Consider the following 22,467-nt stretch of genomic DNA (forward strand, 5'->3'; position numbering starts at 1 on the left):
TTAAAAGTTAATGTATTCAGACATTTTAATGAATTATTTAATTACTATTCAGTTTTCAATGAACATATAAATAACGCTAAAGGCGTTTTTTTATTTACTTTTTTTAAAAAAACACAAATATATTGATACAAAAAATAGTAAAAATAGATTGATCAAAAATATTAAAAAAATGAGTAATTAGTTAATTTAGTTTTAAAAATAAAAAAATTTTTTTAAAATTACCCTAAAAATGAAAACTATTCCATATGCTATATTAGCATATTGTAAAGTGCTTTTTATGCCTAAAAAATGGGGGCAAACATAAATTTCACTAGGTGGATAATTTTTGAATTATCATGGGCAAAAAAATTTTTGATTTGAGTTGAAAAAAATGCTTGAAATGTGCAATAATAATTATGTAGCAAGAAAAGCTACAACGAATAAACTTAATGCAAAGTTATGCAAAGTAACGAGGCAAGACATTTTTATAAGGATAAGAATAACGGTGAAAAATTCTTTTCTCTTATTGGTTCAAATAATAGTATAGCTATATTTATAAATTGACTGATCCATGACAAAGGACAGTCACTACCTAATAATGTTTCAGAAGATGAATTAATTTCTAACCTAAAATCTAAATCAGCAGCTTATATAATGAATATGTTCAGTTTATCAAGCGATGTTAATATATCTATTATTGCAAGTAATATCAAAAACATAAAGTGATACATTATTGAAACCATTGAAGAGTTAAAGGAATTAATCCTATATAATTTTTGAAAATTATTAGATGGCAGCAAGCCGAAATTTGAAAAAGAAATAACTAAAATTATATCGAACAATGGAAACAGGCAAGCTGAAAAATATTTATGAAAGTGTTTAAAAAATAATACCATAAATTATTTGCAATCCATTTACAATGCACAAGGGATTTTCGAAGTTAAAAACGGAAATAAATGTACAAAATTAAGTTCTTTATATAGAAAAATTAATAATGCGCACTTTGCTGAAGGCGTTGTTAATAAAGGCTATGAAGTAGGAGTAGCTACTGCAAAGAAAGCCAAAGAACAACGCATGCAAGATGATATTAATATAAGCTACTCTAAATATAAAAATAATACCATAAAGTATGATAACTTATCTATTAAAGAACTACAAGATTTTGCAAGAAAAAAAGAAGTGCAAAGTAAAGTTGGCGCTTTCGAGATTAAATTAATTAATTGAAAGGCTTAAGTAAGTTATTTAGTTGTAATTTTCTGCTATAACCCTTGCTATAATGGCAAGGGGCTTAATTGCAATCTCCAGTGCAACACTTTTATTAAGGTATAATAAAAGTGGAGCACTGTTTTTTTGCGCTCCACTCAAAACCCCTCTGAAAGGATTTCACATTAATTATACAAGAATAACCCTAAAAACAAGGTATCTTATAGAGGCTTTATTAAAAGAAAATTATTCAATAAATGAAATATCAGAAATCACCAAATTTAACAAAAGTTCTATATCAAGAGAGCTGGGACTAAATTCAGATTTGTATGGATATTCAGCGGAATATGCAGAAGAAAAAGCACAAATCAGATATCATTGAAAATGTTATTTTCAATTAAGAAATCAAATTGAAAGTTATCCTGAATTTACTGATGTATTTATTCGCAAATACAACAAAAAGGCTTTTGGAATTAAGGCAACTTATATGTATATTAAGTTTAATTATTCATTCAAAACACCCTCTTTGAGAACAGTTTTTAACTGAATTAATTCATATGCATGAGATATAACAAGACATGAAAGATTAAGAAAATTCTACAAAAAAGGTGGTAAAAGAGCAAAAAGTGCATCTGAGAAATTAGTTGGCCTAAGAAGACTAAGACCATTTTGATGTAGACCTCAAAAAATCAATGACAGATCTGAGTTTGGCCATTGAGAAATTGACTTTATTATAGGTAGAAATGGAAAAGATAACTACAATTTAATCACATTTACAGAGCGAATGACTCGATATGGATTCATTATTAAATACAAAGGAAAAAACCCATGAAATGTGGGAAAAGTTATATGGGATCTTGTTCAAGAAAAAGAATTGAACGTGAAAAGTATTACCTGTGATAATGGAGTTGAATTTTCAAAATTGTTTTATCTTGCTTATAGACTTAGCATATACATTTATCGTGCTGATCCTTATGCTTCTTTTCAAAAAGGTAGCAATGAACATTTTAATGGATTAGTCAGAAGAGAATATCCAAAAGGTACTAATTTTAATAAAATTCCTGAAGAAGAAATATTGCTAACACAGAACAGAATAAATTCAATGCCAAGAGAAATTCTTGGATGACAATCTGCCGATGAATTATTCTTTGACTGAAACTATTATAAGGATAAATGGGTTCCAATTCCAGGTGATGAAAAATACTTTATTAGATCAAAACTAAAACAACCATCTAATACTAAAAGAAATAAATTTTTTAAAAATAAATACTAAATAAAAAATTGAGGGGAAGAAAAATATCTGGTATAAAAAGCCAGATATTTTAGTGTTGCAATGGAAATTGCATTTTAGCCCCTTGCTATAATGGCAAGGGTTTTTATATACTAAAAAAGCAAATTATCTCATTTATATATTGGTAATTCTTATTTTATGTTGTTTATCCCTTATTTTTAGACTAATTAAATTTAGTATTAAATTAGGAAAAAACAACTTTTTTTATATAATAAATAAGCAATATTTATATTGCCTCTACTAGTGGGAGATATCAAATATATCGCTAGACCACAATATCGAAAGGATACATAATGGCAAAAAAAGAAATACAACGTATTGCTAAATTGCAATTCCCTGCAGGTCAAGCTAAACCTGGACCAGCATTAGCTGGTGTAGGTGTAAACATGCCTGAATTTACAAAAGCATTTAACGATGCTACAAGAGACAGAGCTGGAGAACCAGTTCCAGTTCAAATTACAGTGTACAAAGACAAATCATTTGAATTCAAATTATTCACAGCTCCAGCATCATTCAAAATCAAACAAGCTGCTAAAATTCAAACAGGAGCAGCAAATGCTAAAACAACAATTGTTGCAACTATTACAAAAGATCAACTTAAAGAAATCGCTGAATATAAAATGCCAGATCTTAACACAGACGACATTTACTCAGCTATGGCTACAGTAGCTGGAACAGCAAGACAAATGGGTGTTTTAGTTGAAGGATATGATGACATCTTTAAAGCTAAAGCAGAAGCTAAGGCTGCTGCAAAAGCTGCAAAATTAGCAGCTGCTAAAGAAGAAGCTTTAAATAACGATTTAGAAGACCTTGTTAACACAAAAGGTCAAGCTATTGAAGTTAATGTTATTACAGATGAAAAAGCAAACGAAGGAGAAGAATAATTATGGCTAAAAGAGTTTCTAAAAATTTAAAAGCAGCTCGTGAATCATTTGATAGAACAGTTGCTTATGATTTAGCACAAGCTATTGAACTTGCTAAAAAAACTTCATACGCTAAATTTGATGCTTCAATCGACCTTGCTTTCAACTTAAACCTAGATGTTAGAAAAGCTGATCAACAATTACGTGGTGCTGTTTTACTTCCTCACGGAACAGGTAAATCAGTTCGTGTATTAGTAGCTACAAACAATGTTGAAAAACAAAAATTAGCTGCTGAAGCTGGAGCAGACATTGTTGTTGATGCTCAAGCTTTAGAACAAAGAATTAAAGAAGATAACTTTGATTTTGATGTTATGGTTGCTGACCCAGCAATGATGCCTTTACTTGGAAAATACGGGAAAAAACTTGGGCCTAAAGGTCTAATGCCAAACCCTAAAACAGGTACAGTTACTCCAACTCCTGAAAAAGCTGTTGAAGAACTTAAAAAAGGTAAAGCAAACTACCGTACAGATAAAGCTGGAATCGTACACTCTCTTATCGGTAAAGCAAGCATGTCTACAGAAGCTTTAGTAGATAATGCACAAACACTTATTTCATTAATCAAGAAGTTAAAACCTGCTGCAGTTAAAGGTGCTTACATCTTAAACTTAACAGTTTCAGCTTCAATGGGACCAAGTGTTAAAATTAAAATAGAAAAATAATAATTTCTATTGCAAACTAGGAGCAATCCTAGTTTTTTTATTGTGAGCAAAAGAAAAACTCACATATGTGAGTTAATCTAATAATTTAATAATCTTGTCATATTCTTCAGCTGAGAGATCTTCTTTAGTTGAAATAGTATTAATTACTTCATCAAGGTTAGAAATGGTATCTTTTAATGTTGTCTTTTTATCTGTAATACCAAAGAAGCTTTGCAAACTAACAACTAAAGTAGTAATTACTGAAAGTACAGCAATTAGTACAAAATAAACCATAGTTGTATCAGGATATTTGTTAAATCTAATTGAATATAAGTTTAAGATCACAATACTTGCAGCAATAAAAATAGCTAATACATTAAGAAAAACAAAGAAACTTCTGGAAATAATATATTTATTAAATGATTTTCTCTTAAGCTTATGAACTTTATTATGTAAGCTAGTATTATTTTTGTGTTCAGTTACTAATGCTTTTAGTTTTTCTTCACTGAGTTTAAAATCATGTTTTTTGGCATGTAAGTTAACTTTATCGATGTCGATTAAATGCTTATCCATGTAAATATCCTCCTGTCAAGTCACTTGATTTGAAACGATCTACTTCCATAATTGCTAAGCAACGTTTATAGAATAAAAATTCAGCTTTAATTTTATCAAGATTCTTATAAACAAAGATTCTTTGTTTAAAGATTACAGCTTCAAATTGTAAAATCTTATATTTACTTAAATAAAATGTGTATTTCTTGTTAATAACAAAGAATGTTAATAAACCAGTTAAAAAAGTAATTGAAGCATTTATTATAGTGGTCATGATAACATAGTTAGAGTTAGAATTTCCATTCAACATATCAGTATAATAAGGGTTATTATCTGGATAAGTAATTCCATCAACTGTAGCAAAGTTCTTGCTAGCTCCAGCTAAATATAAAATTGCAATTAGCCCATTAAGTAAGGTAAATATAATAATTAAAGAGTTTAATAAGTAATACATAAACCCATAAATACCTACCTTGATTTTAACTTTCTTAACTAGGAGTAAATAAGCTTGGTAACTAGTTAAACTATTTTTACTTTTCATTATTTACCTCCATTAGTTAATTCAGATTTGAGCACTTCTGCTATGATGATCTTTTTCCGAGTAGAAGCTTGTTTTCATAAAGCATCAATGATATTTTCCATAGTTTCAGTAGATATTTCATTAGCATTATATTTCACTTGTAAGTATGAGATTGTGGTATAGATTTTTTTATACAAATCACTGTGGGTGTTATATCTATAAATTGCTATAAACAAGTTTAAAAAGAATGAAATAATAATAAAACTTGCTAATACAACCACATTGACATAAGATTTATAGTCAGCTTGTGATTGTTTGTTTGGAGTTTCTTTTGACAAAATTGATAATGCTAAAGAAGCTAGTACAATTGCAGCAATATTTAAAAATGCAATTAAGACTGAAAATAAGTCATCTAGCATTTTATAGCGTCTTAATCTACGCTTATCTTTCTCTAATTTTTTGATTAAATTTTTTATAATTTCTTGCATATAAAAATTGTATAACATTCTAATTTTTCTCAAACATTTTAGATATGAAAGTGAGCTAAAAAACAACTAAATAGACCTAAAAAATGCATTAAAAAATTGTTTTTATACAGTAATGGTCTATAATATACACATGAATAAAACATGAGCAATTTTTAGTGATGTGGATGGTACAATTTACCCATTTCCACACAAACAATTATCAGAAGTTAATAAAGCTAAAGTAAGAGAATTAGCTGACAAAAATATCCCATTTGTAATCAATACTGGAAATCCACCATTAGAAAAGATTCAACGTCTAGCTGATACACTAAATGCCAGATATTTATGTTGTTCAAATGGAGCAATGATATATGACAATTTAGAAAAGAAAGCTTTACATGTTGAATATATCGACACAAAGAAAGCTGAAGTTATCTGACCATTAGCATTACAACATGGCGTAACATTATACTACATGGGTAGTGATCAATACTACATGTACAATAGTAATGATGTAACTAGAGAATTTCTAACCACTTTTAACGAATATAATGATTGGATTACTGATGGTAGAATTAATCAAGACTTACATAAAATTGAAGCCTATGGTACACCGGAAGCTATTTTAGCCTTCTATCAAGCTTGTTTAGCCAGTGGTGTAGAACTAGACATTATTAATGTTTCTAATAAATACATTGAAATTACTAATATTGGTATTTCAAAGGCATCTGGAATGAAATGACTTTGTGAAAATGTCTTCCATGCTGATTTAGCAGATGTTATGGCAATTGGTGATAGTGCTAATGACATTCCTATGTTTTTAGCAGCAGGATATTCATATGCAATGGATAATGCGGATGAAGCAACTAAAGCAGCTGCAAAATTCTATACAAGTGCTGTTGAACAAGATGGCTTAGCTGAAGCAATTGATGATTATTTATATCGTTCAGACTTTGAACTAAAAAGAGCAATATCTCAACAAAAGCCTAAAAACAAATAATTAAGTGAGTAAGCTCACTTTTTTTCTTTTGCTCCCATTTTTCTAAGCAAAAAGAAACGATCATTTACTAGAATAAGTGCTAGAAGTTTTAATAATTTTTGTTATGTTTACAGCGTAATAATATAAAATTTAAATATGAAAAAACCAGCAATTAATTCAGTCAACAAATTTAAAGTCAAACTTTCGGATTTAGGCCTTTTTCCTAAATGAACCATTCGCAAAATGGTTTTTGTTGCTATTTTAATTGCTATTTCTGTTGCCTTCACTGTAGTTTCAGCTCAAATTATTCCTATTGTAAATATTCCATCTTATAAATTCTCTTTTATCGGCTTACCGGTTAAAATTTCTGGTTTTATTTTTGGGCCAGTTATTGGAGTCTTTGTTGGAATTGTTGCTGATTTAATCTCATTATTATTCGTTCCACCTGCTGGATATAACCCAATTTATACTGCTGCCACAGCTGTTAATGGCTTAATTTCAGGGATATTTGGTTTATACTACATGGGATTTTTACGTTTTGCATTCTCAAAAGAATATCGTTTAAATCGTCTTTCTATTAAGATTAATTTACTTGCCTATAAATATAAATTTGAATCTGCTGCTGGAAATAGAAAGAAAGCAATTGAAATTGCAAATAAGATTGTAAAACTAAATAATAAGAGACAATTTATTAACCAAGACTCCTCAAATGTAGCTTTAAAAAATGTTTATTGCATTTCAGGTGCTTTATTTTTAGTGCTTGCAATTTCAATTATTGCTTGATATATTGGTTTCTTTGTTAGTGATGAAATTATCCAAAATGGATTTATTAAAAATAGATGAATTCTACTTGCATTAATGACTTCAGGTATGACATTACTAGTTATTTTTATCTTAGTTGGTCGTTTTGCAATGCGCACTGATAAATACCTAGTTTTTGTTCCTATTATTGTTTTCTGTGCTTTCTTGGAACTTGTTAATATCCCAATTCTTTCATTTGCTGACTTATATTCACTAGGAAATAGTGAAACAGCTGATATTTTTGTATGAATTACGCAACATATTTTAACAAGTCCAATTAAGATTTGATTTAATGTTTTTGTTATTTATTATGCTTATCAAGTGGTTTCTAAGTTAATTAACAAAAATGAACACTTAGCATATTAAGAAGGGTGTATGGCAAAAAATAAAAAAATACTAACAATTGAAAATATCTTTATTCCTAAAGGGTATAGTAAAAATAGAACAGGTATTTGGCCAAGTTCTAATATTTCTATCCCTTTTTTATCTATTTATCAAAATAACAAAACAGCTTTCTATATCCCTAGTGATAATGAAAACATTACATTTCATAATTTAGGTAAGTTCATTTTAAAAGATAAAAACACAGTTATGACATACTATAATCCAAATGTCAAAGAATACTATGATTTCAATAATTATCAAAACTTTTCGACTAAGAAAAAGGATATTTTAGCTAAAGTTTCTTACTTCAATATTAATGAAATTGTTGACCAAGACGACTTAAATATACCTTTATTTGAATTATGAGCTGATTGTCAAAACTCAATTAAAAGTGTAATCAATCTGGCTAACTTAAATAATATTTATTCTAATTTAGACTACACAATGAAGAATTTGATCTTTAATATTTTAAAGAATCACTCTTCAAATATTATGGATACTAATAATGAATTTATTAAAACCATTCGTGGTTTAGAACAAAGCTTATTATTTGCAAACAACAACAATGATCAAGATGCATTAAGTGGACATATTGAAAATTTAAATTTTGTAATTAACTCTTATATTGTTAATACAATTAAGGAATATTTTGATGTCTTTAAAGAACTTAAAAATGAATATCGTAGACTTGAAAGTGGTATTCAAACCAGCAATATCAATGAGCAAAAGAATTTAATTGAGCAAAGCAAAATTAAACTCTCATATATGAATCAAATTAATAATGTTTCATTGCTCAAGGTCGAAAATGACTTAAAAATACGTGATTTAACCAGCGAAATTAACTATTACAAAGACTTAAAAAATTCTATTGCTAAGTATGCTAAAAAAACCATGTATTACCAAATATCACTAATACATAAGGAAATTAGTTTACTTGAGCAAAAGAAAAAGTTACTTCCTTCAATTAATGATGAGTATTTTGACTTATTAAAGGATATTTTAATTAAGAAAAAAGAATTAAACATTTGAATTAAGAACTTTAGACGGATCCAATATCTTAATGAGCAACAATTAGAAGACTTAAAATTAATGATTGATTCTGAAATTAGTATCTTTATTACTAATAACTTTACTGAAACTAAAGATAAGTATAAGAATGCTACAGTATCTAAAATTAAAGAGTTTATAAATCAAGAATTCTCATTTAACATTAAGCCTTATATTGCAATGTCAAAAAATATGTATGACCAGCTAACTGAACGTATTGCTAATAACCAAAATGCTATTCGTCAAGTTAAGAATTTACGTTTTAACCATTTATCTAACTATAAAAATGTAGTCTCAGTACATGAGTTAGAAGAAAAAATCAAGTATGCTCAAGCTGAATTAGATTGATCTAAGTATTCTGAAGAAAAACTATTTAATTCCTTATTGAAATCAAAAGAATTCAAACTTAATCGCCTTAAATTAAATGTTAGACGTACTGAAAGAACTGTAATTTCCATTATAAATTCTCTCTTAGTTAAAATGACACTTTTACATAATGAAAATGCAATTAAAACACTAGTTGATTTTAAAAAATTTTTAACTAAAAATTGAATTTGCAACTTGCTAATGGATTTAATTAATTATTCATCTAATAAGCAAAAGGCAAGTAAGAAATTTTTAAAGGATTCAGCTGCTATGATTCGGTTTATTGAATCATATGAAACTGCTTCAGTTTCAATTCCTAACTATGTTAGACCTTTTAAGGATCTAGATATTATTGATAAAGCTAAAATTAAGCTTACAAAGTTTGGACTTAGCAAGATTGAAGTTTTATTACTACAAGATAACATGGAAAATATTGCTGAAGAAGCACGCAGCGAATTCTTACGGGTATTATTTAAAATAGTGGAAGCTAACAATATTGCCACAGTCTTTATTACCTCAAACCTAAAATTTATTAAAGAAACAATGGATTACGTTTACTTCTTTAATGATATGCAATTACTTGAGGGGGCTAAAGTCAAAGAAATTTTCTCTCATCCAGTTAATCCAGATATTAAGTTACTAATTAATCATAAGATTTCTTCATTAAATCAACAATTAAATCGTGACTATGTACAATTATTTATCAAACAAGGACTATATACTTTAGATTCTCGTCCTTCACACTTTGTTTACTGTACACTAAGCGAATACCAAAAATGGAACATGATTAATAAGAATAATCAAACCAGTGAATCTGAACGCTTGTTTAGCGATGGCAAGCCTTCTGACACTAAAATTAGTGAACAGTTCCAATCGGTGTTTGTTAATGATGAATTCATTTTAACTGATGTAAATGTTAAACTGATACCAGAGCCTTATGACAAAGATGATAAGCAATTTACTAAAGAAATTAAACTAAGCAATCACATTGAAAATCACGAAGTTGAAGGCGAAATAATTTCTCCTGAAGTTGAAAGCAAATTATTTTAATTTTATTATATAATTCTTCCAAGGACAGAGGTACTTGTTGCAAAACAGGTTGAGAAACACTCTTATAAGCTGATCTAGTTAATACTAGCGTAGCGAGTCTTCTCTTTTTACGTTCCTCCCTGTCCAAGGAAGGATTTTTTTATGAACAAATTTAAAACATTATTGATGGGAGCAAGTTTAGTTACAGCTACTCTCCCAATTATTGCATCACAATGCAATGGCAGTGGCCAAGCAGGCAAAGATTCTAATGCAATTAATTCAGATGTTACAGGTTTAAAACAACTTAAACTTGACTTAATTACTCCATGAGAACTTGAAAACAACACTCAAGGTATTGCAAGTTTAAGAAACGATATTGAAAATAGAATGAACCAATATTTAGCAGCTAAAAAAGCTAACTTTACTGTTAAAGTCAAAATGGTAAATGACGATAAATACAAAACAGTAGCTCAAAATATTTCTAAAGGAGAAACAGACTTAGGATTTATTTCTTCTGGAAGTATTATTTCAGAAAAGAATTATTTAGCAAACTTTAACCCAAATATCATTCAAACTTGAACTTCAAAATTTGCAGGTGATATTAAAGATGCTACATTTTCAACTACAGATAGTAACTTAGAAACAATTGCTCAAAATGAGCAAGCTAAATTTGATTTAATTCCTTGATCTGAACAATGAAATGATGTAGCTAATGGGAACGGATGAAATGGTAGTGCTTATACTAAGTTTTATCAAGATTACTCTTCCACATCTACTGATAATTTAGTTAGCTACCAAAGAGGGCTAATAGCTATTGTTGCAGATGATGATATGACAGCTAAAATTAAACAAGCTTGAGCTAACAAGAATTTAGCACAATTCCTTTCATATGGAATTGGTCTTGGAAAAGCTAGTTCAGGAAGCAAATACATCTTACCTGAAGCTTTAATGAAAAAACAATTTAACTCAGCAAATAACAAACAATTTCTTTCTTTTGCTGACTTACAATCTAATAAGCAATATCAAAATACATTTGTAAAAGCTGCTTTAAAAGATGCTAACGACCCTAAAAATAGCAACATTCACATATTTTTTGATAATGAGGGTGTTTATGCATTTACACACTTTAAAGCTTCTAAACAATATGCATATGCTGTAAATAACACCATTCGTCCAAATCAAAAGATTTCATTCTTAACAGTAACTGATCCATTACCATACAACATTGGTATTGCTTCAAAACAAGTTGCTGACAATGATCTTAAACTAGTTACAGAAGCACTAAATGATTTAGCTTCTGGTTTAAATCCTATTTATGGAAGAAATATAGGATTTGTGTCTTATAGTGATGACACATTACAAAACTTTAAAAACAAAATTGACACAATTATAGGAGAATAATGCTTGAATTTAAGAATGTAGCGCTCAGTTATGAAAATAAGGAAGTTTTATCAAATCTGAATTTAGATTTTCATAAAGGAGAAATAGTTGGCCTAATTGGACGTAGTGGACAAGGGAAAAGCACTATATTAAAGTCTATTTTTGACTTAGATATAGTGCTAAAAGGTGAAATTGTCTATAAGGGCCAAGTTGTAAATAAATTATCTAAAAAAGGACTTAAACATTATAAGTCCCTTATTTCCTTTATTGATGCTGAGACACTTTCTTTGCCAAATTATGATGCCTATAAAAACATTTTGTTTAACTTTAATAACTATAGTAGTGGTCTAAATGCATTATTTCATCATTTAACTGCTGCTCAAGTTAGTCAATTATGAGAGCTATTTACACATTTTGAATTACAAGATTATGCTCTTACTCCATTAAGCATGCTTTCTAGTGGACAAAAACAACGTTTTAATTTTATTGCTGGTGTATTTAATGCTTCTGAAATTTTACTTTGTGATGAAGTAACTAGCAATTTAGATATGAATAACTCTCATAAGATTTTTGCTTATCTAGAAGGCTTAAAAGATCAAAAGCTAATAATTACAGCTATTCATGATATTGATTTAGCTATGCAATATTGTGATCGCCTAGTTGCGATCAAAGGTGGAAAAATAGTTGATATAATCCAGAAACAAGATTACAACAAGGAACTTTTAGCCCTATATTTTGATGAATAAAGCAACTTTTACTAGTACATTACGTAAAAGAAGAGTTTTTAAATCAATACTTATCTTGTTTCTGATAACTTTCTTTCTCTATTCTTTATATAATTTAAATTTTTTCTATTCAGTCAACACTCCGAGTTGACACGATGCTTGAGATAACTTTAAATCTATTTTTAGCTTTGCAAGCCATAATAAAGAACTCTCAAGCAATATTTGACTTATTAACTGAAATTACTTTTTAATTACTTTAAAAAGCGTTACTATTGGAACCTTTTTTGGTTTCTTATTGGCGCTAATAACTGGATATTGCAGTGCAACAAATATTCATAAACATAAATATCTTCCATTTCTAGTAAAAATTGTTTTAATGTTGCTAAGAGCTTTTCCAGTCATTGTTTTCATCTTACTGTTTAAAAATGCCTTTAGTGCTGAACTGGCTTCTTTTATTATTTATTTCTGATTCACTTGACTGTGAATGAATCGTTATATTGCTGATTTAATTGAAAGTTGCTCAACTAAGCAATACTTTCGTGACTTAGCTTTGGGAGTCAACAAATTACAGTCTTTTTATAAGAATATTTACCAACAGGTAAAAATTAAGTTTTTCCTCAACTTCTTTTTATCATATGAATCCAATATTCGCTGATTAACTATTCTTGGTTTAGTTGGAATTAATGGTCTTGGTGTTGTTTTTGCCGATCCAAAGCACTACCAAGACAGCTTTGGAATAACATTGCTCTTTATTGCAATCTTTATCCTTATTATTGAAGCAATTTTATATTTATTAAATAAAGTCTTACTTGTACAAAAACCCCAATTACATGCTTCTAAACAAACGATAAAGAGTTGAAGTTATAATTGAAAAAAATATGTCTTATCTTTAATGCTAATTTGCTATTTTGTTATTATGATTTGAGGACTTATTTCACTAGCAGATTCTAAAATATATACCATTACCTTAAAACAATACTTTTCAAGTGTTTTTGCATTTGATTTCTCATCCTTTAATTGAGGGTTAATGGGACAATACTTTATAATCCTACAACAAGCCTATATTTCAATAACACTAGCTTATTTTCTAGCTATTATGTATGCCTATATACTTGCTGAAAGAATCAATAAGAATTACTCAGTTATTGCAAGTAAAATACTATTAACCTTTATAAAGGTGATTCCAACTTATTTTTGATTTTTAGTATTCAATCCACTCATGGATTCAGTTACTGCTATTACAATTGCTTTAGTTGTTTCAGCCTTTAGAAAAATGGTGAAACAAATAGCTGAATCTATCAACACTTTACCAAGTAATGTCATTGCCTTATATAAGGTAAAAGGCTGAAGTAAATTTAAAATTTATCGTTATTATGTCTTGCCTTACGTCAATAAGCAATTGCTTTCAGTCTTTATCTTCCAAGGTGAGGATGCGGTTAGAAATTCAATTTCATATGGTACCTTTGCTAATCTAGGAATTTATAATTTAGTCTTACAATATCAAGATAAATCAGAGTATAACAAGATTTTCCCAGTGATACTTCCAGCCTATATATTTTTCATAATTTTAGAAATTAGTTTTTGAATTTATAAAGAAAAAAATATTTTTCTGCGTAATAAAAGCAATAAAAATAGAGACTTAACAAAAATAAGTACTCGTTATGCTAAGTTTTATTCAAGCCTATAGCATAGAGAAATAAGTTATAATAGTGTGCTGTTTTTTAACTGAAAACAGGGCGCTTTTTTGTTCATTTTAACCTCTGCTTGTTATACACTAAAAAAGTTGATTTCCTACAATTAAAAAAAATCTTATGTGATAAAATTTATATACCTTACGTAAATATACATTTTAATAATGTATTTTTTAATTAGAGGTCTATATTTTCAGAAAGGATGAGAATAAATATATGGAGCAAAAAAATTATAAAATTCGTAAATTTGGTCCTGTCACAGAGAGAAGAGATTACTCAGTAACAAAAGAATCTTTACCTCTTTTTGATATTCTTGAAACAAGTAAAGAAAGTTTCGAACTTTTCATTAACAAAAGAATTCAAGAATGTCTACTTGAAGTTTATCCAATCGAAGCTGCTAACAAAGAAGTTCGTTTAGATTACGTTAAAGGGTCAGTTAGATTAGAACTACCATTTAAGAAAATTACTAGCGAAAGCGAAGAAATTAAAAAATGTAAAGCTAAAGGAATTAACTTCAGTGTTAAAGTTTATGTCAGCTTAAAAAGAGAAATCACAAATACTGGAGAAGTTAAAATTGATGAAGTTCTTTTAGGAGAAATTCCTTACATGACTTCTGGTGGAAGTTTCATCATTAACGGGTCAGAAAAAGTTATCGTTTCTCAGTTAATCAGATCACCTGGTGCCTACTTCGGACTTGGTGTACGTAACAAACAATCAGATGACTTATTCAACAAATTAGAAATTTTACCAAGAATTGGGTCATGACTTGAAGTGTCACACAAAGTTACATCTTCAACATTAGACACAGTTAAAATCAAAATTGATAAAAACAAGAATGTTAACTTAGCAACTTTCTTAGGGTCATTTGGATTCACACCAAAAACAATTAGAGAATTATTTGGAACAAGTGAATTACTTGAAGAAACACTTAAAAAAGACAAGTTAATTGAAAATTCAGAATTTACTGAAGCTGAAATTCTTGATCAATGTCAAGAAGAATTATTCAGAGGTTTAAGAAAAGGTGATCGTATTTCAGAAGAAGCTAAACGTTCACTTATCCCTGGAATGTTGTTTGATAAAAAACGTTACAACTTATCAACAACTGGACGTTACATGCTTAACAAGAAACTTTCACTTGTTGATCGTATAACAAATACATACTTAGCTGAAGACTTTGTTGTTAAATCAGTTGAATTAGGAGAAAAAGTTGTTTTATATCCTAAAGGAACATTTATCGACATTAAGAAAGCTAAAGAAATTCAAAATGCCTTTAACGAAGGTTTAGTAAGAAGTGAAAAAATTCCTGGTATTGATCCAGAAATGGTATACCACAAGCTTATTAACCAAAACAAGACATTAGCAAAAAGAATTAATATCGTTAAACTAAGTGTATATCCATCAAGAAAATGAATGGAAGAAAAAGAAGATGAACCAGTTTTAGTAATTGGTAACGATCCAAAATCAACAGAAACACACTTATTAATTTCAGACATCGTTGCTGCAATTAATTACTACTTTAACTTAATTGATGGTATTGGACAAGATGATGATCCTGACTCACTTACAAACAAACGTATTGTTTCAGTTGGGGAATTACTTGAAGGCCAATTATCAGTTGCTTTAACTAAACTTGAAAAAGCAACACGTGAACGTATGGGAGCTAAAGAAGCTGATAAAGTTACAGCTAAAAACGTTACAAACAATAAACTTGTAACAAACCAAATGAAACAATTCTTTAACTCTTCAAAACTTTCACAATTCATGGATCAAATCAACCCACTTGCTGAAGTTTCAAACAAACGTCGTGTTACATCTCTAGGGCCTGGTGGTCTTAACCGTGATACAGCACAATTCGAAGTTCGTGACGTTCATGCAACTCACTACGGAAGAATTTGTCCTATCGAAACACCTGAAGGACCTAACATCGGTCTTATCCTTAACTATGCAACATATGCAAAAGTTGATGATTTAGGATTCTTAAAGACTCCTTACTTTAAAGTTAACAATGGTGTTGTTGACTACTCAACAACTCACTATCTAACAGCTGCTGAAGAAATTGGGTTCTCATTTGCTCAATCTTCAGTTAGAGTTGATGATAACAACAAAATTGTTGATCCATACTTAACAATTAGACGTGACTATAACTATATTATAGGTACACCAGATGAAATTGACTATATTGAGGTTTCATCAAAACAAATCGTTTCTGTTGCTGCTGCAGCTATCCCATTCCTAGAAAACGACGATGCCAACCGTGCACTTATGGGATCAAACATGCAACGTCAAGCAGTTCCTCTTCTTCAAGCTGAAGCACCTTTTGTTGCTACAGGAATTGAAGCAGACATTGCTAAATACTCTTCATACAACTTAGTTGCTAAAAACCCTGGGGTTGTTACTTTCGTTGATGGATCAAAAATTATGATCAAGAACGAAAAAGGCAACACAGATAGATATTCATTAAGAAACTTTGAAAGAAGTAACCAAGGTACTTTAATTCAACAAAAACCTATTGTTGCAGTTGGACAAGAAGTACAAAAAGGTGACTTACTTGTTGATGGTAGCTCATTCAAAGATGGAGAAATGGCACTTGGTAAAAACGTACTTGTAGGATTCACTACATGAAACGGATATAACTTTGAGGATGCTGTTATCATAAATGAAAGACTTGTTAAAGATGATGTTTATACATCAATTCACATCGAAGAACAAACTATTCAATTCAGAACATCACGTGCTGGTGATGATGAATTAACAAACGCAATTAACAACGTTTCAAAATTTGCTTTAAGAAACCTTGATGAAAGAGGTATTGTTAAAGTTGGTTCTGAAGTATTACCTGGAGACGTACTTGTAGGTAGACTTTCACCTAAAGGAGAAGATAACCCATCTCAAGAAGAAAAACTTCTTATGGCTATCCTTCAACAACGTCCACAAACAACTAAAGATACTTCATTAAAAGTTAAAAATGGACACGCTGGTACAGTTATCCATGTTGAAGTACTTTCACGTGAAGCTGGAGACATCTTAGAAGAAGGTGTAGATAAAATTGTTAAAGTTTCAATCGCCCAAAAACGTAAGATTAAAGTTGGGGATAAGATGGCTGGACGTCACGGTAACAAAGGGGTTATCTCAATCGTATTACCAGAAGAAGACATGCCATACTTAGAAGATGGAACACCACTTGACATTATGCTTAACCCTCAAGGGGTTCCTTCACGTATGAACATTGGGCAAGTTCTTGAACTTCACCTTGGAATGGCAGCTAGAAAATTAGGTGTTAAATTCGTTACTCCTTCATTTGATGGGGTTAAGAAAACTGACATTGAAAATGCTTTAGTTGAAGCTGGGCTTGACAAGAGTGGAAAACAAACCTTAATTGACCCAATTACAGGTAGAAAATTTGATAAACCTATTTCAGTTGGTGTTATGTACATGCTTAAACTTAACCACATGGTTGATGATAAGATGCACGCACGTAGTGTTGGACCATACTCACTTATTACACAACAACCTCTTGGAGGTAAATCTCAAAATGGGGGACAAAGATTCGGAGAAATGGAAACATGAGCTATTGAATCTTATGGAGCTACAAACGTACTTCAAGAAATCCTTACATTTAAATCTGATGACATTACAGGACGTAATGCCTTATATTCAGCATTAGTATCTGGAAAAGAATTACCAATGCCTGGAATTCCAGAATCATTTAACGTTCTTAGTTATGAACTTAAAGGTCTTGGAATGAAATTAGACGCTTCAACAAGATCACTTGATGAAGAAGAAAATATCGATCATACACAATATCAATACGTTGATACAAACGAAATGGGGGGAGAAGGTTATGAATAATTTTGATAAAGAACAAGACGAATTAGTTGAACAAATTAATAAAATTACTCTCTCACTTGCAACAGATCAAGACATCTTAGAATGATCACATGGTGAAGTTACAAGACCAGAAACCATCAACTATAAATCATATAGACCTGAAAAAGATGGGCTATTTGATGAATTAATTTTCGGACCAGTTACAGATTACAAATGTCCAATCTGTAATACTAAATATAAGAAAAGTGATGAAAATTCTGTATGTACCAAAACCCCTGCTTGTGAAAAATATAGACCTGTTATTTTACCTAAAATCACACGTAGAAGCAGAATGGGACACATTAAGTTACACAACCCAGTTGTGCACTTCTGATTCTTCAAAATAGATCACTCAATTATTTCAAAATTACTTGGACTTAGAGTTGCTGACTCTACTAAACAAGTAACAAAAGCAGATTTAGAAAAATTAATTTACTATAAATCTCACATCGTACTTGAAGCTGGAAACTTAACTAGCTTAAAGAAAAACACAATTATTGACATTAACGAAGCTGCTAACATTTATGAAGCAGCATTAGAAGAAATGCTTGGTAATTATGAAAAAGATACAGATGAATATGAAGATATTGAAACAGCATTAACCGAATTAAGAGAATATGCTGAATCAAAAATTGGGAAAGATTTCGGGATTGACTTCTATCAATACAACGAAATTATTCACGAATATTCAGATGCTAAAATTGACACAGGATCTCGTGCTGTTGAATACTTATTAACACACATCGATTTAGCTGAAGAAGCTGCAGCTGTTCAAGCTGAAATCGATAAAATTAACTCTGAAATGGACTTAGATAATGGATTATCATCAACTAAAGAACAAGACAGAGCTAAACTATACAAACGTTTAACAGTAATTAACTCATTTATTAAATCTGGACAAGATCCAAAAAGTATGTTAATTTACAACCTTCCAGTTATCCCCGCTGACTTACGTCCATTAGTACAGTTAGATGGTGGAAGACACTCAACTAGTGATGTTAACGAACTATATCGTCGTATTATCATTAGAAACAATCGTTTAGCTAAATGAAATGAAGCTGATGCTCCTATGCTTATTAAGCAAAACGAATACCGTATGATTCAAGAAGCAGTTGATGCTTTAATTGACAACGCAAGAAAGAAACCAACACCAGTTGTATCAAAAGATTCTCATCCTTTAAAATCTATTTCAGATGCCTTAACTGGTAAAAAAGGACGTTTCAGACAAAACCTTTTAGGAAAACGTGTTGACTACTCTGGTCGTAGTGTTATCGTTGTTGGACCTTCACTTAGAATGCACGAAGTTGGTATTCCTCGTGACATGGCTGCTAAATTATTCGAACCTTGAATTATTAAAGAATTAATTAAAGGTGAACCTTCAATTACAAGTGTTAAATCAGCTAAGAAAATGATTGAAACTCTAAACCCAATTATTTGACCATATGTAGAAAAAGCAATTGATGGAAGACCTGTTCTTCTTAACCGTGCTCCTACACTTCACAGACTTTCAATCCAAGCCTTCCAACCTGTTTTAATCCGTGGGAAAGCTATTAAACTTCACCCACTTGTAACTACAGCTTTCAACGCTGACTTCGATGGTGACCAAATGGCTGTGCACGTTCCAATTTCAGATCAAGCTGTACGTGAAGCAAAAGAACTTATGCTTGCTTCTAAAAACATTCTTGGACCTAAAGATGGGGAACCTATTATTAACCCTTCTCAAGATATGATTTTAGGTCTTTACTACTTAACAATTGAAAAAGCTAACGTTAAGGGAGAAGGAAACTTCTATGCAAGCTTTGATGATATGATGCTTGCTTATGAAAATGGCTACATTACTTTACATACTAGAGTTGTACTTCCAATTTCAGCTATGAGCAAGGAATCAGTATCAAAATACACAAATGCTCCTTACTTAGTTTCTACAGTAGGTAAATTTATCCTTAACCGTGCCTTCCCATCTGATTTTGAATTTATTTTTGGTAAATATGTAACAAGAAAAGAAGTTGCACAAGCAGATGGAAGCATCAAAGTAAGCGAAAGTGAAAAGATTGATACTTCAGATAAAGATCTCAACAAATACGTACTTAACTATGGTGATGACTTTAGAGCTAAAATTGCAAATATGCCAGTTAACTTAGCTCTTTCTAAGAAAGACATTGCTAAAATCGTACGTAGAGTATATGAAAAATATGTCGCTGTTGTAACAATGGAAGATATTGCTTCAATTATTAACGAAACAACACAAGATAATTTTGAAGATCGTTTCACAGAATGTGCAGAATTAGTAGACTTTGCTAATGCACCAATTCCTACTTCACACGCAAGAATTATTTCAAATTCAATTAAAGAACACTTTGAAACAATTAACTACGAATGAAGTAAGAAAAACCCTAATGTAGCAGAAGGAATGAAACCAGTTTGAACTTTAGCTGAATATACTAAAGTACTTGAAAAAGTTTGATTCGATTACACAAACTATGTTGCTTCTATACTAGATAGAGTTAAGAACCTTGGATTTAAATTCTCTACAATTTCAGGTACAACTATCTCTATGAATGACATTACTACATTAGATACAACTGCTGAAAAGATTAAAAAAGGTGAAGAATATACAGATCAACTTAAGAAATTCTTCGAAGAAGGATACTTAACTGATGACGAACGTTATACATTAACAATTCAAAAATGATCAGAAGTTAAGGATTCTATCGAAAAAGACTTGAAAGAAGTTACAAAATCTGATATCGATAATCCTCTATTCATGATGTTCACCTCAGGAGCTCGTGGTAACTCATCAAACTTTACCCAACTTGCTGGTATGCGTGGACTTATGAACAACAACACCAAAGTTCTTAAAGCCGATGCTGAAAACGACCGTGTGGTTCGTTCAACAGTTGAAATCCCAGTTAAATCATCATTCCTTTCAGGGCTTACAGCTTATGAATTCTATTCATCAACTCACGGGGCCAGAAAAGGACTTACAGATACAGCGCTTAACACAGCTAAATCAGGATACCTAACACGTAGACTTGTTGACGTTGCGCAAGGTATCGTTGTTAGAGAAGATGACTGTGGATCTGACTTTGGATTCGTTGTTAAAGACATTAAAGATACTAAGACTGATACTGTTATTGAATCATTACAAGAAAGAATTGAAGGTAGATTTACCAACAAGGCTATCTTAGATGAAAATGGTAATGAATTAGTAGCTGCAAACACATTAATTACTCCAGACCTTGCAGATAAAATTGTTAACGAATATGGACAAAGTCAAGTTGAAATTCGTTCAGTGCTTTCATGTCACACCAAAAATGGGGTATGTAAACACTGTTATGGAAAAGACTTGGCAACAAACAGAATCGTTAATATTGGTGAAGCTGTTGGGGTTGTTGCTGCTCAATCAATCGGGGAACCTGGTACACAACTTACAATGCGTACATTCCACACCGGAGGGGTTGCCGGGGTTGAAGATATTACTGGTGGGTTTGGTCGGCTAATCGAACTTATCGATGCTTACGACTTCCCATGAGGAAAACCTGCTGTTATTTCAACAGTCTATGGAACAGTAACAAGAATTGCACCTGCTACAGATAAAAATGGAAAAGACAGTAGTGATATCTTACTAGTTGACGTTGAAACTAAGAAAGCTGATGGAAGCATTGCTACTGAAACATACAGCGGAAAAGTTTCACAAAAATTACGTGTAAAACTAGGAGATAAGGTTGTAAGTGGTCAAAAGATCTTTGAAGGGCCAATTATTCTTAACCAACTTCTTGAAGCAGCTGACACAAGAGCTGTGCAAAACTACTTATTAAAAGAAGTTCAAAGACTATATCGTTTACAAGGTATTACAATTTCAGATAAGTACATTGAAATCATCATTAGACAAATGCTTTCAAAAATTATGATTACAGATCCAGGGGATTCAAACTTCTTTACAGGAAGTCTTGTTGACACCTTTGTATATCAAAAAGAAAATGGAAAATTACTTGCTGCAGGAAAACGTCCAGCTTACGGTGAAGTTAAGATCCGTGGAGCTAAACAAACTCCTTTATTAAGTGATTCATTCCTAGCTGCTGCTTCATACCAAGAAACAGCTAAAATTCTTGTTAACTCATCTATCGCTAAAAGAGTTGACTATCTTGAAGGACTTAAAGAAAACATTATTCTTGGACATAAGATTCCAGCTGGAACAAATGCTAACTATGAATTAAAAGGAAAATACGACATTCGTGATCCTAAAACATACTTCACAGGTAAAATTGATCCAGAAAATGGTGATTTTGAATTAAGTCAAGAAGAACAAGATGAAATTAACTCAACATTTGATGATATTGAAATTCCAGTATCATTTGATGAAGATTCATTATTATTACAAACACAAGATGAAATGGATATGACAGATGATGAAGAAAACCAAGAAATCTTTGATATTGATGATGATGTATTAGAAATTGCAAATGAATACGAAGACGATAACATGGATGAAGAAGAATAATTCTTATATCTTTAAATAATCATTTAAAAATACAGTGCTTATGTGCTGTATTTTTGTATTGCAAGTTTAGCTCTATACAATAGTGATATAAACTCCTTACATAAAAAAATAAAAGTAATATAAT

15 protein-coding genes and 1 riboswitch are annotated in these 22,467 nt (G+C 30.5%); of the genes, 12 read left to right on the forward strand and 3 right to left on the reverse strand.

Annotated elements, in window-relative coordinates:
• Positions 1-438: 438 nt before the first annotated feature.
• The 4 genes from ACNQ2T_RS00610 to rplA all read left to right on the forward strand — a co-directional run bounded on the left by ACNQ2T_RS00610 (position 439) and on the right by rplA (position 4,055).
• Positions 439-1,212 (forward strand): hypothetical protein, encoded by a 774-nt coding sequence (locus ACNQ2T_RS00610; protein ID WP_418035725.1) that lies wholly within the window; start codon positions 439-441, stop codon positions 1,210-1,212.
• A gap of 295 nt (positions 1,213-1,507) precedes the next feature.
• Positions 1,508-2,455: an IS30 family transposase gene (locus tag ACNQ2T_RS00615; protein ID WP_418035726.1), complete on the forward strand. Its 948-nt coding sequence runs from the start codon at positions 1,508-1,510 to the stop codon at positions 2,453-2,455.
• A 311-nt stretch (positions 2,456-2,766) separates the two neighbouring features.
• Positions 2,767-3,357 (forward strand): 50S ribosomal protein L11, encoded by a 591-nt coding sequence (gene rplK / locus ACNQ2T_RS00620; protein WP_416741864.1) that lies wholly within the window; start codon positions 2,767-2,769, stop codon positions 3,355-3,357.
• 2 nt (positions 3,358-3,359) lie between these two features.
• The gene (rplA, locus tag ACNQ2T_RS00625; protein WP_416755637.1) at positions 3,360-4,055 is read left to right on the forward strand and encodes a 50S ribosomal protein L1; all 696 of its coding nucleotides are present in this window, start codon (positions 3,360-3,362) and stop codon (positions 4,053-4,055) included.
• A gap of 72 nt (positions 4,056-4,127) precedes the next feature.
• Here rplA and ACNQ2T_RS00630 read toward each other — a convergent pair whose 3' ends face one another.
• From ACNQ2T_RS00630 to ACNQ2T_RS00640, 3 genes are read right to left on the reverse strand one after another with little or no spacing between them, the layout of a single operon-like run.
• The gene (locus tag ACNQ2T_RS00630; RefSeq protein WP_416755639.1) at positions 4,128-4,607 is read right to left on the reverse strand and encodes a hypothetical protein; all 480 of its coding nucleotides are present in this window, start codon (positions 4,605-4,607) and stop codon (positions 4,128-4,130) included.
• Positions 4,600-5,127, reverse strand: coding sequence for a hypothetical protein (locus ACNQ2T_RS00635; RefSeq protein ID WP_418018178.1), 528 nt, complete (start codon positions 5,125-5,127; stop codon positions 4,600-4,602). The genes ACNQ2T_RS00630 and ACNQ2T_RS00635 overlap by 8 nt, the downstream gene beginning before the upstream one ends.
• Positions 5,127-5,594 (reverse strand): hypothetical protein, encoded by a 468-nt coding sequence (locus ACNQ2T_RS00640; RefSeq protein ID WP_418035727.1) that lies wholly within the window; start codon positions 5,592-5,594, stop codon positions 5,127-5,129. Before ACNQ2T_RS00640 ends, ACNQ2T_RS00635 begins: the two co-directional genes overlap by 1 nt.
• 130 nt (positions 5,595-5,724) lie before the next feature.
• On the opposite strand from ACNQ2T_RS00640, the gene ACNQ2T_RS00645 reads away from it, so the two are divergent.
• The 8 genes from ACNQ2T_RS00645 (at position 5,725) to ACNQ2T_RS00680 (ending at position 22,343) form a co-directional block, all read left to right on the forward strand.
• Complete coding sequence (locus tag ACNQ2T_RS00645; RefSeq protein ID WP_418019885.1) at positions 5,725-6,573, forward strand: HAD family hydrolase; 849 nt, start codon at positions 5,725-5,727, stop codon at positions 6,571-6,573.
• Positions 6,574-6,708: 135 nt separating this feature from the next.
• Entirely contained in the window at positions 6,709-7,719 is a 1,011-nt protein-coding gene (locus ACNQ2T_RS00650; RefSeq protein WP_416755642.1) for an ECF transporter S component, read from the forward strand.
• A gap of 9 nt (positions 7,720-7,728) precedes the next feature.
• Positions 7,729-10,200, forward strand: a complete 2,472-nt coding sequence (locus tag ACNQ2T_RS00655) for an MAG1360 family OppF-related protein (RefSeq protein WP_418035728.1) — start codon at positions 7,729-7,731, stop codon at positions 10,198-10,200.
• A 16-nt stretch (positions 10,201-10,216) separates the two neighbouring features.
• Positions 10,217-10,313, forward strand: a riboswitch (TPP riboswitch).
• A 28-nt stretch (positions 10,314-10,341) separates the two neighbouring features.
• Entirely contained in the window at positions 10,342-11,580 is a 1,239-nt protein-coding gene (gene cypl / locus ACNQ2T_RS00660; RefSeq protein ID WP_418035729.1) for an ABC transporter thiamine pyrophosphate-binding lipoprotein p37/Cypl, read from the forward strand.
• The gene (locus ACNQ2T_RS00665) at positions 11,580-12,305 is read left to right on the forward strand and encodes an ATP-binding cassette domain-containing protein (RefSeq protein WP_418035730.1); all 726 of its coding nucleotides are present in this window, start codon (positions 11,580-11,582) and stop codon (positions 12,303-12,305) included. The genes cypl and ACNQ2T_RS00665 overlap by 1 nt, the downstream gene beginning before the upstream one ends.
• Complete coding sequence (locus ACNQ2T_RS00670) at positions 12,298-13,971, forward strand: ABC transporter permease subunit (protein ID WP_418035731.1); 1,674 nt, start codon at positions 12,298-12,300, stop codon at positions 13,969-13,971. Before ACNQ2T_RS00665 ends, ACNQ2T_RS00670 begins: the two co-directional genes overlap by 8 nt.
• Positions 13,972-14,191: 220 nt before the next feature.
• Positions 14,192-17,824: a DNA-directed RNA polymerase subunit beta gene (gene rpoB / locus ACNQ2T_RS00675; RefSeq protein WP_416755648.1), complete on the forward strand. Its 3,633-nt coding sequence runs from the start codon at positions 14,192-14,194 to the stop codon at positions 17,822-17,824.
• Positions 17,817-22,343 (forward strand): DNA-directed RNA polymerase subunit beta', encoded by a 4,527-nt coding sequence (locus ACNQ2T_RS00680; RefSeq protein ID WP_416755649.1) that lies wholly within the window; start codon positions 17,817-17,819, stop codon positions 22,341-22,343. The genes rpoB and ACNQ2T_RS00680 overlap by 8 nt, the downstream gene beginning before the upstream one ends.
• The last annotated feature ends 124 nt before the right edge of the window (positions 22,344-22,467 follow it).

Source organism: Mycoplasma haliaeeti, from assembly GCF_048284645.1.
In the GTDB taxonomy this organism is placed as follows: domain Bacteria; phylum Bacillota_I; class Bacilli_A; order Mycoplasmatales; family Metamycoplasmataceae; genus Mycoplasmopsis.